The following is a 15,887-nucleotide window of genomic DNA, read 5'->3' on the forward strand; positions in this document are numbered from 1 at the left end:
TCACAAAACATGCGTTTTGGAAGAACCAAAACGCATGTTTTCATACCTGTTTATGACACCGATTCCGGCAGTTCTTTGCTGCTGCGCCGTTTTAACAGCTTCGGTTTTGCTTCACCGCGTACCACTTCTCCGGTAATCGTCACTTTTTTGACGTCCGGACTCGACGGAATCGTGAACATCAAATCGCCCAGAATCCCTTCAAGAATGCCGCGCAGTCCGCGCGCGCCTGTTTTACGCTCGATTGCAAGCTTTGCAATTTCCGCAAACGCATCGTCGGTAAAGGAGAGCTCCACACCGTCCATCGCAAACAAGGATTGATACTGTTTGACAAACGCATTTTTCGGCTCGGTGAGAATGCGTTTGAGCATCTCTTCGTCGAGCTCTTCAAGCACTGCAATCACCGGAATACGGCCGACCAATTCCGGAATCAAGCCGTATTTGACCAGATCGTGCGGAATGACCTGCTTCATGATATTGTCGCCGGTTTTTTCGTCCTTGGAAAAAACCTCGCCGCCGAAACCGAGCGAACCTTTTTTCGAACGGTTTGCGATGATCTTTTCGATGCCGTCAAACGCACCGCCGCAGATGAACAGAATGTTTTTCGTGTTCACTTGGATATATTCCTGATGCGGATGCTTCCGTCCACCCTGCGGCGGCACATTGGAAACCGTACCTTCGATGATTTTAAGCAGTGCCTGCTGCACACCTTCGCCGGACACGTCGCGTGTAATCGACGTATTCTCCGACTTGCGGGCAATTTTGTCGATCTCATCGATATAGATGATGCCGCGTTCTGCTGCCTGGACGTCAAAATCCGCCGCCTGCAGAAGCCGTACGAGCACGTTTTCGACGTCGTCGCCGACATAGCCTGCCTCGGTCAGTGTTGTAGCGTCCGCAATCGCAAACGGCACATCCAACAGCTTCGCGAGTGTCTGTGCAAGCATCGTTTTACCGACACCGGTCGGACCTAACAGCAAAATATTGCTTTTTTGAATCTCGACATCGTCATCCGCGCCGCCTGCAATTCGTTTATAGTGGTTATACACCGCAACCGCCAAACGCCGTTTTGCCTCGTCCTGGCCGATGACATATTCATCAAACACCGCTTTGATCTCTGCCGGTTTTAACACGATCATATCGTCGCCGTGTCCTTTTTTGTGGCTGGCAGACGGAAACGGATTTTCGTCGTTTAACATCTGATAGCACAGATAGACGCACTCGTCACAGATAAACGCGCCGTTCGAGTAAAGCAGGCGGTCTACTTCTTTTTCGCTCTTGCCGCAGAAGCTGCAGCAGGGCATTTTTCTTTCATCGTGATTGTTGGGCATAGCCACACCCCTTTTTGCTTATCGTTTGGAAATAACCTTGTCGATGAGTCCGTATGCGCATGCTTCGTCCGCAGACATGAAGTAATCGCGCTCGCAGTCGCGGGTGATCTCCTCCACCGATTTACCGGTGTTCTCTGCAAGGATTTCATTCAAATGCTTTTTCATTTTGATGATCCAGTTTGCCTGGATCTCGATATCGGTTGCCTGACCCTGGCTGCCGCCGGACGGCTGGTGAATCATCACTTCGCTGTTTGGAAGTGCGAAACGTTTGCCTTTTGCACCGCTCGAGAGCAGGAATGCACCCATCGAAGCCGCCATGCCGATGCAGATTGTGGACACATCGCATTTGATGTACTGCATTGTGTCATAGATTGCCATACCGGCTGTGATCGAGCCGCCCGGGCTGTTGATATAAAGGCTGATGTCTTTGTCCGGATCCTGACCCTCAAGATACAAAAGCTGCGCCACAACGAGCGATGCGGATGCATCGTTGACTTCCTCACACAGCATGATGATACGGTCGTTTAACAACCGCGAAAAAATGTCATACGAACGCTCGCTGTTGCCGGAACGTTCCACAACCATTGGGACTAAACTCATTCTCTGAAACTCTCCTTTCAAAAAAGCGCAAAGTATGTCGATTTTTCCATTCAACGAAGAAATGTTTAACACATGAACCGCGAACGCCGCCCGTATGTTAAACATTCCCCTTCCTGAACGTTATTGATTATTTTACAACAGCGGTCTCTTTGACAAGATCAACTGCTTTGTTGACTGCAACGTCTTTTGTAAGCTCAGCCGCTGCAATGTATTTTTTCACCTGGTCTGCTTCCATCTGATACATCTCAGCCAGTTTGTTGTACTCAGCTTCTAAGTCCTCGTCGGAAACGGTGATGTTTTCAACCTCTACGATTTTCTCAAGTGCCAGACGGATCTGCACACGTTTTTTCGCCTGCTCTTCAAAGGTCTGACGGAACGAAGCGATCTCCATGCCGGTGTATTTTAAATAGGTCTCGAGGTTCATGCCCTGACCCTGCAAACGATAGTCAAAGTCGCGGACCATGTCGTCGATTGCTGCTTCGTACATCTCGTTCGGGATGTCTGCTTCCATGTTCTCGATCACTTTGTCGATCAGCTTGTTTTCGACGTCGGTGTCAGCAGCTTTTTCGTTCTGCTCTTCCATTTTTTTTCGGATATCCGCTTTCAGCTCGTCGAGGGTATCAAACTCGCTGACGTCTTTTGCAAACTCATCGTCGAGTGCCGGTACTTCTTTTGCTTTGATCTCATGCAGTTTGCATTTGAACACTGCTTCTTTACCTTTTAACTCTTCTGCGTGATACTCCTCCGGGAAGGTGACGTTTACGTCGAACTCATCGCCGATGTTGTGGTTTTCAAGCTGCGGCTCAAATCCCGGGATGAACTGGCCGGAACCCAAAGTCAGGCTGTATTTTTCTGCTTTGCCGCCCTCAAACGGAACGCCGTCTACAAAGCCTTCAAAGTCGAACACAACAGTGTCGCCGTTCTGAGAAGCACGGTCATCCACGTCGATCTGACGAGCGTTTCTGTCCTGCATTGCTTTTAAACGGTTGTCAACGTCTTCGTCGGTGACTTCTTTGACAGTTTTCTCTACTTCGATGCCTTTGTAATCTTTCACGGTAACTTCCGGTTTTACAACGCATACAGCAGTAAAGGTCACGCCGTTTTTGGTGTCTGCTTCTTTCATCTCGACTTCCGGACGAGCAACAACCTCAAGTTTAGACTCTTCGATTGCTTCTGCCAGTGCAGCCGGGTACAGATCGTTGATTGCATCCTCAAAGAAAACGCCCTCGCCATACAGTTTCTCAACCATTTTGCGCGGTGCTTTGCCCTGACGGAAGCCCGGAACATTGATTTTTTTGATGTTCTTTTTGTATGCTTTTTCGATTGCTTTTTCAAACGCTTCTGCGTCGATGTGAATCGTCAGCTCATGTTTGTTTTTTTCGAGCTCTTTCGTTGCTGTTAAACTCATATTCGTCCTCCATATGAAACGTTGTCATACGGCAGTTTTTGATCTTTTCTATACTGCCGCAGTTTACGTTTTATTATACCATACCCGTTTTCAGAAAAGCAAGCGGAATCCGCGAAATTCTGCGGCTTTGCGCGACTTTTTCAAAAAGCGAGCGTAAAAACCTCTCAAAACTCCACCTCAACCGGTGTAAAATCAATATAATCACACGACACGAGGCGCAGATCGATCCCCTGATACTCGCCGTCAATCGCATAGCGATGACCATTGCCGTGGATGTGTCCGTAATAACAGCGCTTGACGCCGTACTCCTTGAGCACATCGAGGATCTCCGTGCATTCATAGATATAGTACGCCGGCGGATAGTGCATGAACACAATCGGCTCGCCGCCCAGTTTTTTTCCAGCCTCCAGCGAAAGCCGCAGTCTGCCGGCCTCGCGGTTTAAGACCTTCTTGTCCACCTGCTCGCCGTGTTCGCTCACCCAGCCGCGTGTGCCGCAGATGACGTGGTTTTCCCCCGCCTTGAACGCATTGTTAAAGAGAAACGACAGTGTGTCAAAGCCGTTTTGTTCAAAAAACGCGGTCGTTTTTGCATAGGTGGAAAACCAGTAATCGTGATTGCCGCGGAGAATGATCTTTTTGCCGTTTAATCCGTTTAAAAACGCGAAGTCAGCCTTTGCCTCTGCCAGCGACATTCCCCACGAAATATCGCCGCCGACGACCACCACATCCTCGTCGGACACAACACGGTTCCAGTTTTCCTCAAGCCGTGCAACATGGTCATGCCAGCCTTTGAAAATATCCATCGGTTTATCGCACCCGAATGACAAATGCGGATCGCTGATGGTATAAAGCCGCACCGGTTTTCCCCCTTTCTGACTATTGATATCGAATAGATTACAGACCTAACATCTCTGCAACCGTTTCTTTGATTGTTTCGCGCGGAATCGAACCGGTGAAGCGCACCGGTTTTTCTTTTAATTCGCTGAGCGCTTTCGGCACCGAAAGACCCGACAGTCTGCAAAGTGTGTCGATCTGGTCATATTCGTCTGCCGGCAGTTCGTCATACACAGCGCTCAGCACACTCTGTGCGAATTTATACGGGTTTGCAGTCGACGCAATCAGCGTGAGCGTATCGTCGTCTGTCTGGGTTTTGTAATCCTCGTAAACCGAAACTGCCACCGCTGTATGCGTATCGCACAGATACGATTCTTCTTCAAATGCTTCACGGATCGTCTCTTTTGTGCGAGTGTCGTCACAGCATCCGCCATAGAAGTGTTCAGACAGCTTCTCTTTGACTTCGTCGCTGATTGTGAATGTGCCCGTTTTTGCGAGCGACTCATACCATGCACGCACCTGCGCGTCGTCCTCGCCGCACAGATCGTACAGCAAACGCTCCAGGTTCGACGAAATCAGAATATCCATCGACGGGGAGATCGTTGCATGGAACGCACGGTTTTTATCATAGGTGCCGGTACGGATGAAATCGGTCAGCACGTTGTTTTCGTTCGATGCGCAGATAAGTTTGCCAAACGGCACGCCCATTTTCTTTGCATAATATGCCGCCAGGATATTGCCGAAGTTGCCGGTCGGCACGCAGACATTCACAGTATCGCCCAGTTTGATCGTTTCATCCTGGACAAGCTGTGCATATGCAGCGACATAGTAGACCACCTGCGGCACGAGACGTCCCCAGTTGATGGAGTTTGCCGAGGAAAACTGCTTGCCGTTTTCCGTCATGGATGCACGCAGTTCTTCGTCCACAAAAATCGTTTTGACGGCGGTCTGTGCGTCGTCAAAGTTGCCTTTGATGGCGCAGACAGCGACATTTTCGCCCTCCTGCGTGGTCATCTGGCGTTTCTGCATCGGGCTTACGCCGTCTTCCGGATAGAACACGATCATGCGGGTGCCCGGCACATCGCAGAAGCCTTCGAGCGCCGCTTTTCCGGTATCGCCGGACGTTGCCACCAGAATGACAATTTCGTTTTCGCAGTGCTGAATCTGTGCGGAGGTGGTGAGCAGATGCGGCAGAATCTGAAGCGCCATATCTTTAAACGCACACGTCGGACCATGCCAGAGTTCGAGCATCTGTGCAGTATCGTTTAACTCCTCAATCCGAATAATCGAATCGGAACCAAATTTTTTCGCCGAATATGCACGCTCCACGCACGAAACGAGCTGTTCATCGGAAAAATCGCTCAAAAACAGCGACAACACCTCGATGGCACGCTCTTTGTACGATTTTTCGGAAAGTCCCTCGATATCATCGAGTGTGAGTGTCGGAAACGACTCCGGCACAAACAGTCCGCCGTCTGCGGAAAGACCTTTCAAAATCGCTTCGGATGCGCTCACACGCACCGCGCTGTCGCGTGTACTTTTAAACATCATACAAAATCCCCCTCCGGCCAAGCGTCCGTTTAAAAAATGACGCTGCGTTTTCATAAAACAATCGGTCAGCAACCGTTTGGTCGTACCATTTTACCACACTTTCATACAAGGTGGCAAGCATTTGCGCAGAGTTTGCAAACGAAGGCATCACTGCACCGTCAAAATCGGTGCCGATAGCCACCGTTTTAACCCCGCCCAATGAGAGCATTCGGTCAAGATGACGGTGCACATCTTCCTCGGTGCAGTCCGTTTCACCGTTTAAAAACAGCGGATATAAGTTAATCCCGCAAATCCCTTTCCGCCGCACAATCTCCAAAAACTGTGCATCCGTGAGATTGCGCGGATGACCGCATACCGCACGCAGATTCGAATGCGTGCACAAAAGCGGACCGTCGTCAAACGAAAATACATCCTCGACACTCTGGTCATTCATATGGGAAAGATCGGGGAGGATGTTTTCTTCCCGCATCTTTAAAAGGCACGCTTTTCCGAATGCGGTAAGCCGTTTTTGTGAGCCGACACCGCCTGCCAGGTCGTTTTCACCGTTCCAGACAAGTGTGAGCATCCGCACACCGCGTCTTGCAAGTTCCGCCACCCGCGACACATCGCCGCCGAGCACCGTTCCGCCCTCAACAGAAAGCATCGCCTGACATACGCCGGGTGTCTCCGCACCGTTTGGGTCATACAGCGTGATTTTTTCGGGAAACTGATGCAGTGTCGCGCGAAAAAGCGCTTCCATTTTACAAAACCACTCCCATGCCGCCTCGCCCACCACATCGCTTTCGATAAAGCAGGCAAACGTCTGCACCCACGGAATCTGGAGCGCATTCACCCGTGCAAGGTCAAAATGGCCGCTGTTTTTTATGACCGGCTCGCCGCAGTCAATGCAGCGCGCCAATGTGTCGCAATGCAAATCAAAAATACGTATCGGAACCACTCCCGTCAAACGCCTGCTCCAAATAGACAATCTTTGATGGTGTTTTTAATTCACCCGCCGAAAAATAGACAGATGCCGCATCAAACCGCAGAAATGTACAATCCGGATGCGACTGCACATAAACTGCCGCCGCCTTGATGAGTTTTTTCTGCTTCGACGGCGTGATGGATGCCTCCGGTGTGATCTTCGTGCTCCATTTGCGCGATTTCACCTCGACAAATGCGGTGACATTGCCGTTTTGTGCGACAATGTCGATCTCACCGTACGGTGCAGCATGAAAATTGGTTTCTAAAATCGTATAGCCTTTTTTCTTAAGAAATTCGCAGACCGCCTGCTCGCCTGCTTCACCGCGCTGTGCGGCGGGACTTTTTTCGCCCGGCGTATATTTTTTCAAAAACGACTTCCGATGCACCGGCGAAACACCGAATGTATCGAGGCACTCATAATGAAGCGCTGTTCCGTAGCCCTTGTGCTTTTCAAACTGATACTGCGGATAATCCGCCGCCAGCTGCTTCATATAACGGTCACGCGCCACTTTCGCAAGAATCGAAGCCGCCGCAATCGATGCAGAAGTCGCATCGCCCTTGACGACACATTCCGCCGGAACAAGCAATGGCGGCATTCGGTTCCCATCCACCAGCACATACGACGGTGAAACAGATAATCCCTCGACAGCACGTTTCATCGCTAAAAATGTCGCGTTTAAAATATTATATGTGTCAATTTCTTCGACAGAAGCGGTCGCGATACAATAGGCAACCGACTGTTCACAGATCACATCAAACAACGCTTCCCGTTTTTTCTCCGTGAGCTTTTTCGAGTCGTTTAATCCCTCGATCACGGCGTCCGGCTTTAAAATGACCGCCGCCGCATACACATCGCCTGCCAGCGGACCGCGTCCCGCCTCATCGACACCGCATAAAAACGGTGTGTCAAACGTTTTGTCATATGAAAATAAATCCATGATTATTCCTCCGGCGGCTCTTCGAATGTAAGCTTGCCGAGCTTGCCGCCGCGGTATTCATCCATGACGGTAATTGCTGCGCGCTCGGTATTCACTTCACCGCCCGAAATGAGCATGCCGCGCTTTCTGCCTGCCAGCTCCAAGAGCTCATAGCCGTCAAGACCGTCAATTTCCGTCATTTTAAACCGCTCGGCAAGGCGCTGCGGATAGTGGTCAGCAAGGTAAGATAACAGCCGCATCGCAAGCAGTTCAATGTCAACAACACCGTCTTTGACCGCACCGGTGAACGCCAGTTTTTCGCCGACCAGCGGGTCTTCGAATTTCGGCCAGAGTACGCCCGGCATATCGAGAAGTTCCACGTCTTTGTCAAGGCTTACCCACTGTTTTCCGCGGGTGACGCCGGGACGATCCTCCGCTTTTGCACGCTTTGCACCTGCCACGCGGTTGATAAACGACGATTTGCCGACATTCGGCACGCCCACGACCATAATCCGGATCATACGGCCTGCCATGCCCTGCGCTTCACGTTTTTGAATAAGCGGTGCTAATGTCTGTTTGACGAGCGGCAGAAATGCCGAAATACCTGCGCCCGTTTTGCAGTCGCACGCAAGCGCCGGCACACCGATTTTCTTATAATACGAAAGCCAGCGTTTTGTTGCCGCAGGGTCGGCGTTATCACATTTATTTAAAACGATCATGCGCGGTTTTGTCTCAATCCAGCGGTCAAGCTCCGGGTTGCGGCTGCTCTGCGGAATGCGCGCATCCGTGATTTCAAGCACCAGATCGACAAGCTTTAAGTTTGCGCCGATCAAGCGTCTTGTTTTTGCCATATGGCCGGGGAACCATTGAATCGAAGGGATCTCGATTCCGCGGGATTCCATCATTTCTTCCATGTCTGTTTCCTCCGTTTTCCGTTATCCGATTGTACCCAGTGCATCAAGCGGCCAAATGCGGAAAAACACCTTTCCGAACACATTTTCCACCGGAACTTCTCCGACTTCCTGTGCACGGGAGTCAAGCGAGTTGTTTCGGTTGTCACCCATCACAAAGACATATCCTTCCGAAACGGTCAGCGGCAGCGGGGTGTTTCCGCCTATATAATTCGGCTCCTGCATTTTCACGTCCAAATACGGCTCGTCAATCGCCTCACCGTTTAACAGCACTTTTCCGGTATCGTAATCAACATCTATTGTATCGCCCGCCACTGCAATCACGCGCTTGACAAGCGGCTGATCATTCTCGCGATGAATCACAACAATGTCACCGCGTGAAAGCTCCGTATAAAGCGGTGTTGTAAGAATCCGATCGTTATGATGCAGTGTATCCACCATCGAATCTCCGTCTACCACCATCACACGCACCACGAATGTATTCAAAAGCACTACAATTCCAATCGAAATCGCAAGTGTCAAAATCCAGCTGATGACTTCCTTTTTGACGTTTGTCGATTGCTTTTGACTCGATTGACTGCTTCGATCAATTTTTTGTTTCGTCGCCATTTTCATGGACGCGCCTCCTTACAATAGAGAAAATAACAAAAAGGGACGGAAAAAACCGCCCCTTTCTCACAAAACTCGAGTACCGAACGGTACCGGATGCTGTGTTTAGTTTTTGATTTTGTTTTTGACTTTTGCAGCTTTACCAACGCGGTCACGCAGATAGTAAAGTTTTGCACGGCGAACATGACCGTTTCTGACAATTTCGACTTTCTCAACGTTCGGAGAATGAACCGGGAAAACTCTCTCGATGCCGCAGCCGTGAGCCAGACGACGAACAGTGAAAGTCTCCTGGATGCCGCCGTGTTTCATTGCGATAACGGTGCCTTCGAAGATCTGGATTCTTTCTTTGTCGCCCTCTTTGATTCTGCAGTGCACTTTAACAGTGTCGCCGATTTCCATAGCCGGTTTGTTCTCTTTCATGCTGGTGCCGGCAATCAATTTCAATGCGTCCATGTGTGTTCCTCCTAAAAAATAACGATTCAGACGTTCGTGCCCCAATGTGCAGAGGACCGCCCGCTTAAATATTGAAAAACTTTTCTCATTAATCCCCACGAATACTCGCGGAAGCCGCTTTTTTAAAAAAACGGCCGACAGCCCGGTCAAAACAAATGCACAGACAGCTGTCCATTGCTCGAAGGATACCACCCGTAAACGGGCGCATTTATGCCATGAGCAGATTAATGCCTAACTATGATAGCACAAACAAAGCCGTATTGCAAGTGTTTCTTTCAATAAAAAAGCGAAAAAAACGCCTGAAACTGCTTTCCGACCGAAAAAAGAGGTTGATTATTGTAAAAAGGTATGCTATGATAATAAGGAAAATCGCGGACTTTGCATGTTTTCATGTGTTCGCGCAATACTTTAATTATAAAACGGAGGTTGCCACTTTGGACGCATTGAAAATCGTTGCAAGCGTGCTCTTGCTCATCGCAAGCATCATGATCATTGTGCTGGTTCTGATGCAGAACAGCAAACAGTCTGGTCTTTCTGCTTTAAACGCTTCCGCTGATTCCTACTTCAGCAAAAACAAAAGCAGAACGCTCAGTGCAAAAATCGTTTCGCTCACAAGAATTTTCGTCATTGTCTTCTTTGTTTTAACGATTGCGCTGAACCTGTTTGTTGCACATTTGAAATAATGATTGCAAAAAACGCCCTGTGGTTTTACGACAGGGCGTTTTTTATGTCCTGATTTTGGCTGATAACGTCTATTTTTGATAGGAGAATTGTATGAATGATCAATTAAAAAAGCGGATTCTCTCCGCTTTGCAAGGCGCCGGACGACGCGGCATGCGTTTTTCGGAGCTTTCCCGCCGGTGTTTTATTTCAAGACAGCTTGAAACACAGTTTCGCGCCTGTCTGCGCGTGCTTGAACAGGAAAAGAAAATCACCGACACCCGCTATATGCTTTACCACAACGAGGCTGCCGGCATTCGTGAAGCAGTCGTCACCCGCTTAAACCGTACATTCGGATTTGTCCGCCTGTGCGACACCGAAGAGGAAATGTTTGTCCCGGGCAAGTTTTTCATGGGTGCAATGCTCGGCGACCGTGTCATGGTCGCACCGCTGCCTTCCCGCGGCACATCGCCCGAAGGTGAGGTCGTCCGCATTTTGGAAACAGCACACGCCTCGTTTACCGGAACATTTCTGATCGAGGACGGCATGCCAATGGTACAGCCGGACACAATGATCAAATTCCCGTTAAAAATCGCGCCGCACGACACAAACGGCGCCAAAGAGGGCGACAAAATCCTGTGTATCGTCATCAAACGTGGAAAATCCCATTCTGAACACATCGCACGCGTTTTGCAGACATACGGCGACAGCCAGAAGGCTTCGCACTGTGCCGACGCAATCCTCGATGCAAATGAAATCAAGCTTTCGTTCCCGCATCTCGTCACAGAAGCCGCAGACAAGCTGTGCGCACGCGGTATCACACCGCTCGACGAAGAGGGCCGAACTGATCTTAGACATCTGCCGATCTTTACGATCGACTCCGCCGAATCGAAAGACTTGGACGACGCCGTTTCCATCGAACGCACCGAATCCGGATACCGCTTAGGCGTGCACATCGCAGACGTTTCGCATTACGTGCAGCCGAACACGCCGCTTGACACAGAGGCATTCCGCCGCGGCACGAGTATCTATTTTGCAGACCGCGTCATTCCGATGCTGCCGCCGTCGCTTTCTAACGGCATCTGCTCGTTAAATCCGAACGAGGATCGTCTGGCATTTTCGTGCTTCATGGATATTTCTGCTGACGGACAGCTTTGCGGCTGGGAATTTAAAAAATCGATCATCCGCTCGCGTGTCAAAGGCGTTTACAAAGAATTAAACGCCATCTTGGACGGCTCTGCTTCCGAAGAACTCTTAGCAAAATACGACGGACTGACCGATGACATCGCATTGATGAAAGAGCTCGCCGATATTCTCACGGAAAACAAACGCCGCCGCGGTGCACCTGACATCGAAACCCGCGAAAGCTATATCATCTTAGACGAAAACCACGTGGCAATCGACATCACCGAACGCAGCCGCGGCGCTTCGGAAGTGATGATCGAGGAATTCATGCTCATGGCAAACGAGGCGGCGGCATCGTTTGCAAAAGAAAACAAACTGCCGTTTATCTTCCGTGTGCACGAGCCGCCTGCCGAGGAAAAGCTCTCCAATCTGTATACCACACTAAAAGCACTCGGCCAGCCCTGCGCTGATATCAAGCCGGGACTTCCTGCCGCCGCACTTGCAGAAGCACTCCGCCAGGCGAAAGGCCTCTCCTGCGAGCCGCTTGTAAACGTGCTGGTGCTTCGCTCGATGTCCAAAGCGAAATATTATGAAGAGCCGCTCGGCCACTACGGACTGGTGCTTCAAAACTACGCGCAGTTCACCTCGCCGATCCGCCGCTATCCGGATCTTTCGATTCACCGCGTTTTAAGCGATTTCCTCGCAGGCATTCCGGCAAATCTGCTGTGGGAAAAATACGGCGACTTCGTCAAACGCTCGGCAAAACAGTCGACCGAAACGGAAATCCAGGCGATGACGCTTGAACGTCAGTGCGACGACTGCTACAAAGCCGAATATATGAAACCACGCGTCGGTGAAGAATTTGACGGCTATATCTCCTCGCTCGCACCGCACGGCATCTATGTCGAGCTTGCAAACACCGTTGAAGGTCTTATCCGCATGGACGCACTGCCGGAGGGTGAATATGATCAAAACGAATTGATCTCGCTTAAAAACCTCACGACAGGCGATATTTACCGCATTGGCGATCCGATTCGCATTCGCTGCGACAAAGCCGATGTCAGCACCGGAAAAATCGATTTTTCGCCGGTATTCTGAGTTCACCATCAAAAAACACCATCCGTTTTAAACGGATGGTGTTTTTTCTTTTCTCAGTAAAATCGGTTCGGGCAGATTCGTGCAGTGCAAAATTTCCTGCGCCTTACAAAGCGGAAGATTCGGAATCACATGCCGTTTTTTCCCTTCGGAAAAGGTGTCGATCACCACATCACAGCAGCCGGAGAAAAACTGTGTAAAGCTGCGTTTGATCTGAACGCTCACAATGCGCTGTGCCGGAACAATCACCGTCTTAAACCGATACAAAAACGTGTACTGCAGCGTATAAACACCCTGTTGTACACCGATTCCGTTGTGAAAAAACGACACAAGCTTGACAATCAGATACCACACACATGGTATGGATGACATAATCCACAAAAACAGCACCGTACTGCGCAGATCGGGAATCCATCGCCAAACGACCACCCAAGCACATGTCACTGCGACAATCCAAGCAACAGGCGGAAATAAAAAGCGTGTCAAATAGCGCACACGCGGCCGCACAGTCGGTTTGCACCCGGAAAACTCCGGCAGCAAAAGCCTAAGGTTATCCCGAAACGATGCACGGTCACACGACGGCATCAGCACCGACAGTTCATCTTTTTTCTTTCCGTAGCCGTTGGCATGCAGAAAGACCGTATAGAGCCCGAGCGCCTTCGTAAAAAGATTTTGCTGAATCTCAATCAGATTGATCCGCGCCACCGTCAGATCATACAGCCGCCTGGAAAACAGCCCGCTTTCAATCCGCAGATATGCACCGCGGCGCGCCGCCGAAAATCGGAGATTGCGTACAAGATTTTTTAAAAACGATACGCTCCATCCGCCTAAAATCGTGAGTCCGATGATTGCGGCAACCGGCGGAATCCCCTGCACAAGCACTTGGGTTACAGTGGTGATCTGATCGAACACTTCACGTTCAATGCTGCGTCCAAACACCTTGCCGGCACCGGAAAACAGCGTCGACAAAAACAGCACGCCGCCCAATGAATTGGACGCAATCAGCGAAAGAATCGCAATGTTTCTGTTTTTGGGAAGATAGACGCGTTCCATGCTTCGTTTCTGCCGGACACGGCATCGTTCCACAAGCGTCTGCGCCTCGTCTTTTTTCAAAAGCATCGAAAAATCATAAGCGCGCGGACTGCCGCCGTCCGTATCGGCGCACACATAGACTGCACGCAGCGGCATCAAATAAAAAAGCGACTCCTTTGTCACCACGCTCAGCTTTTCAAACGGTACAAGCTGGGTTTTGACAAAAAAGACTCCCTGACGATACCGGATTCCCGTTTTCTCCAAGTGATATCCGCGCCCATACCAGCGAATAAAACCAAGTCCCACAATGAGAAAAATGACAATGAGGTCAAACCATGCACCGCGCAGCCAATCAATCAAATGATCCATCGTAAACAACAGCGAATAGAGCGCGCGCAGTGCAGGAAAAATCAAAAGGCCTAAGAAACGTGACACAGACAATACAATATCCACCGGATGTGCATGATGATACGATCTCATGAAGCACCTCCGGACAGTGCATCATACAGCCGCTGTGCATGCCGCTCATCCACCATGTGAATGACCGATGTGCCGCCTGCCGCATGAACAACAATGGTCACCGTGTGCAAAAGTGTGCTGACAGGGCCTTGCACCCGCGTGACAAACGCAATTCGTTCACGCCGCATCACACGTGTTTTCGGAAACAGCACACCACCGTGGCAGATCAAACGTGCTTCATCCAATTCATACACCATCGACAGCCATAAAAGCGGCAGATATAAAAACGAAACAAGCACATATGAAGCGCCGAGCAGCCAAAAAAGCAGATACCAAAGCCATGTGCCCTCTACAAACACAAGCACAATGATGCCGGCTAAAAGAAGCATCTCCAAAAACGCCGCACATTCCCACCAAACAAGCACACGCTTTGTCAATGTGATCTGCTCCATCGCTTTGCCTCCTTACGTTTGATCTGACTATGGTATATCTTGATTGTACCATGTTTTTTGCCCGTCATCAATTCATATGCAAAAAATACCGACTGAATCAACACACTTCAGTCGGTATTTTTTCATTTTCCTTTGGTTATGATAAGACGTAGATCTCAACGGTTTTTGCACCGAACAAACAGCTTTCGGTATACGTCGAGAAGAACAAGTCAACCAGACACACACCGTTTGTCACGGCGGGACCTGTGTCTGCAACCACCGAATATCCGTATACGAACGAACCGTCCGGTGTTTTGATATAAAGCTTTGTGCCGCGCGGGAACTGGCTTAAATTCATTGCCACGTTGCCCGGTTTTAATTTGGTCGGCCGTCCGAGTGCGGAATACGCCGTTGCTTTACCGGTCACTTTGTATTTGTAGGAAACCGGGTTGCCGTTTGCATCAAGCACGATTTCCTCACTTGGAATCAGCTGAGAAACCGGTGCATCCGGATCGCCTACCAGCACATGCGCCGCAACCGGTGAAACGGTCACGGTTTCGCTCAACACTTCCTCTTCGACCAGCACACCGTCGATATAGGTGCGTTTTGTCTGCGTTTCCTGCACACCGTTTTGTCCTTCGGACAACGTGCGGGTTTTTCCCTTCGCCAGCGTGCGTGTCGGAAATTCCACTGTGTCAAACGGGATCTCTGTCTGTGTGGTCACGGTTTCATAAGTGACACGGTTAATCGCCACCTGCATGCCGTCATAGACCGGCTCTTCAAGCGATGCGTTCATCAAATCGTCGTCTGTCACTGCAAGCGATGCTGCTGCAAGCGCATCGGCTACCGTGCCCTCTGTCAGATACACAACGTGTTCCTGTCCATCAGCAGAAATTTTGATCTCACTTGCGCGTTCAATCGTGATCGTCGCACGATTGTTTTCAAATCCTGAAAAGATATATTTGTCATGCGCTGACAACGTGATGGATTCCTGTTTTAAAATATCTTCCGGTTCGCTGCAGGAAGTCAATGCCACTGTTTTGGTTCCTTCGTCGTCGATTACTACGGAATATTTTGCAAACGTTGCACCGCCAAAGACGCTGATGAGCATCACGCTGACGAATGACATCGCTGCAAACCGCATCCACTTCGAATCAAACAGTGTCTTGAACCTGTGTTGAATCGTTTCCATGTGTCGCCCTCCAATGGTTTCGAATTTCAGTACGTTTTATATTTCGGCGAAAAACGGTTTCAATGCTTTTGTAACCATTGTTACCGTTTTGTAAGTATTATATTCAGGAGTGCGTCATTTGTCAAAGGCAAAAACAACATGATTTTTATTGATTTTGCACAAGCATATTTCCTTTTTCAGCCATTCAAGCGGGAAACAGTTTCCAGAAACAATTGTTTTTCGCGGCAAATCTCTTTGATTTTACAAAAGAAAAAAAGAATTGCTGTGCAAAAGGCTGAATCGGCCATTTCATTTTCTATAGTGATGTTGTTTTTTATTT

15 protein-coding genes are annotated in these 15,887 nt (G+C 49.6%); 2 read left to right on the top strand and 13 right to left on the bottom strand.

What is annotated here, in order from left to right; translation table 11 throughout:
- Positions 1-50: 50 nt before the first annotated feature.
- From clpX to rplS, 10 genes are all read right to left on the bottom strand, one after another.
- A complete protein-coding gene (gene clpX, locus H6A12_RS10015) occupies positions 51-1,328 on the bottom strand; it encodes an ATP-dependent Clp protease ATP-binding subunit ClpX (RefSeq protein ID WP_204447473.1) in 1,278 nt (425 codons plus the stop codon).
- A gap of 18 nt (positions 1,329-1,346) precedes the next feature.
- Positions 1,347-1,928 (bottom strand): ATP-dependent Clp endopeptidase proteolytic subunit ClpP, encoded by a 582-nt coding sequence (clpP, locus tag H6A12_RS10020; RefSeq protein ID WP_204447476.1) that lies wholly within the window; start codon positions 1,926-1,928, stop codon positions 1,347-1,349.
- A gap of 127 nt (positions 1,929-2,055) precedes the next feature.
- Positions 2,056-3,336 carry a trigger factor gene (gene tig / locus H6A12_RS10025; RefSeq protein ID WP_204447478.1) on the bottom strand — a complete coding sequence of 427 codons (1,281 nt, stop codon included), beginning with the start codon at positions 3,334-3,336 and terminating at the stop codon, positions 2,056-2,058.
- A gap of 164 nt (positions 3,337-3,500) precedes the next feature.
- Entirely contained in the window at positions 3,501-4,193 is a 693-nt protein-coding gene (locus tag H6A12_RS10030) for a metallophosphoesterase (RefSeq protein WP_204447481.1), read from the bottom strand.
- A gap of 37 nt (positions 4,194-4,230) precedes the next feature.
- Positions 4,231-5,721, bottom strand: a complete 1,491-nt coding sequence (gene thrC, locus H6A12_RS10035; protein WP_204447483.1) for a threonine synthase — start codon at positions 5,719-5,721, stop codon at positions 4,231-4,233.
- Positions 5,711-6,658, bottom strand: a complete 948-nt coding sequence (locus tag H6A12_RS10040) for a membrane dipeptidase (RefSeq protein WP_204447485.1) — start codon at positions 6,656-6,658, stop codon at positions 5,711-5,713. The genes thrC and H6A12_RS10040 overlap by 11 nt, the downstream gene beginning before the upstream one ends.
- A complete protein-coding gene (gene rnhB, locus H6A12_RS13690) occupies positions 6,636-7,622 on the bottom strand; it encodes a ribonuclease HII (protein WP_204447486.1) in 987 nt (328 codons plus the stop codon). Before rnhB ends, H6A12_RS10040 begins: the two co-directional genes overlap by 23 nt.
- A 2-nt stretch (positions 7,623-7,624) precedes the next feature.
- Positions 7,625-8,515 carry a ribosome biogenesis GTPase YlqF gene (gene ylqF, locus H6A12_RS10050; RefSeq protein ID WP_204447487.1) on the bottom strand — a complete coding sequence of 297 codons (891 nt, stop codon included), beginning with the start codon at positions 8,513-8,515 and terminating at the stop codon, positions 7,625-7,627.
- Positions 8,516-8,536: 21 nt separating this feature from the next.
- The gene (gene lepB / locus H6A12_RS10055; RefSeq protein WP_204447488.1) at positions 8,537-9,127 is read right to left on the bottom strand and encodes a signal peptidase I; all 591 of its coding nucleotides are present in this window, start codon (positions 9,125-9,127) and stop codon (positions 8,537-8,539) included.
- Between the two features lie 99 nt (positions 9,128-9,226).
- Positions 9,227-9,574, bottom strand: a complete 348-nt coding sequence (gene rplS, locus H6A12_RS10060) for a 50S ribosomal protein L19 (RefSeq protein ID WP_204447489.1) — start codon at positions 9,572-9,574, stop codon at positions 9,227-9,229.
- A 434-nt stretch (positions 9,575-10,008) separates the two neighbouring features.
- Between rplS and secG the strand changes: the two genes are divergently transcribed.
- Positions 10,009-10,257: a preprotein translocase subunit SecG gene (gene secG, locus H6A12_RS10065; RefSeq protein WP_204447490.1), complete on the top strand. Its 249-nt coding sequence runs from the start codon at positions 10,009-10,011 to the stop codon at positions 10,255-10,257.
- Between the two features lie 91 nt (positions 10,258-10,348).
- Positions 10,349-12,457, top strand: coding sequence for a ribonuclease R (gene rnr / locus H6A12_RS10070; protein WP_204447492.1), 2,109 nt, complete (start codon positions 10,349-10,351; stop codon positions 12,455-12,457).
- 27 nt (positions 12,458-12,484) lie between these two features.
- Here rnr and H6A12_RS10075 read toward each other — a convergent pair whose 3' ends face one another.
- The 3 genes from H6A12_RS10075 to H6A12_RS10085 all read right to left on the bottom strand — a co-directional run bounded on the left by H6A12_RS10075 (position 12,485) and on the right by H6A12_RS10085 (position 15,568).
- Entirely contained in the window at positions 12,485-13,966 is a 1,482-nt protein-coding gene (locus H6A12_RS10075; protein WP_204447494.1) for a PH domain-containing protein, read from the bottom strand.
- Entirely contained in the window at positions 13,963-14,397 is a 435-nt protein-coding gene (locus H6A12_RS10080; protein WP_204447495.1) for a PH domain-containing protein, read from the bottom strand. Before H6A12_RS10080 ends, H6A12_RS10075 begins: the two co-directional genes overlap by 4 nt.
- 136 nt (positions 14,398-14,533) lie before the next feature.
- Positions 14,534-15,568, bottom strand: a complete 1,035-nt coding sequence (locus tag H6A12_RS10085; protein ID WP_204447496.1) for a G5 domain-containing protein — start codon at positions 15,566-15,568, stop codon at positions 14,534-14,536.
- Positions 15,569-15,887 lie beyond the last annotated feature (319 nt).

This window comes from Merdimmobilis hominis (assembly GCF_016901855.1).
Taxonomy (GTDB): Bacteria; Bacillota; Clostridia; order Oscillospirales; family Ruminococcaceae; genus Paludihabitans.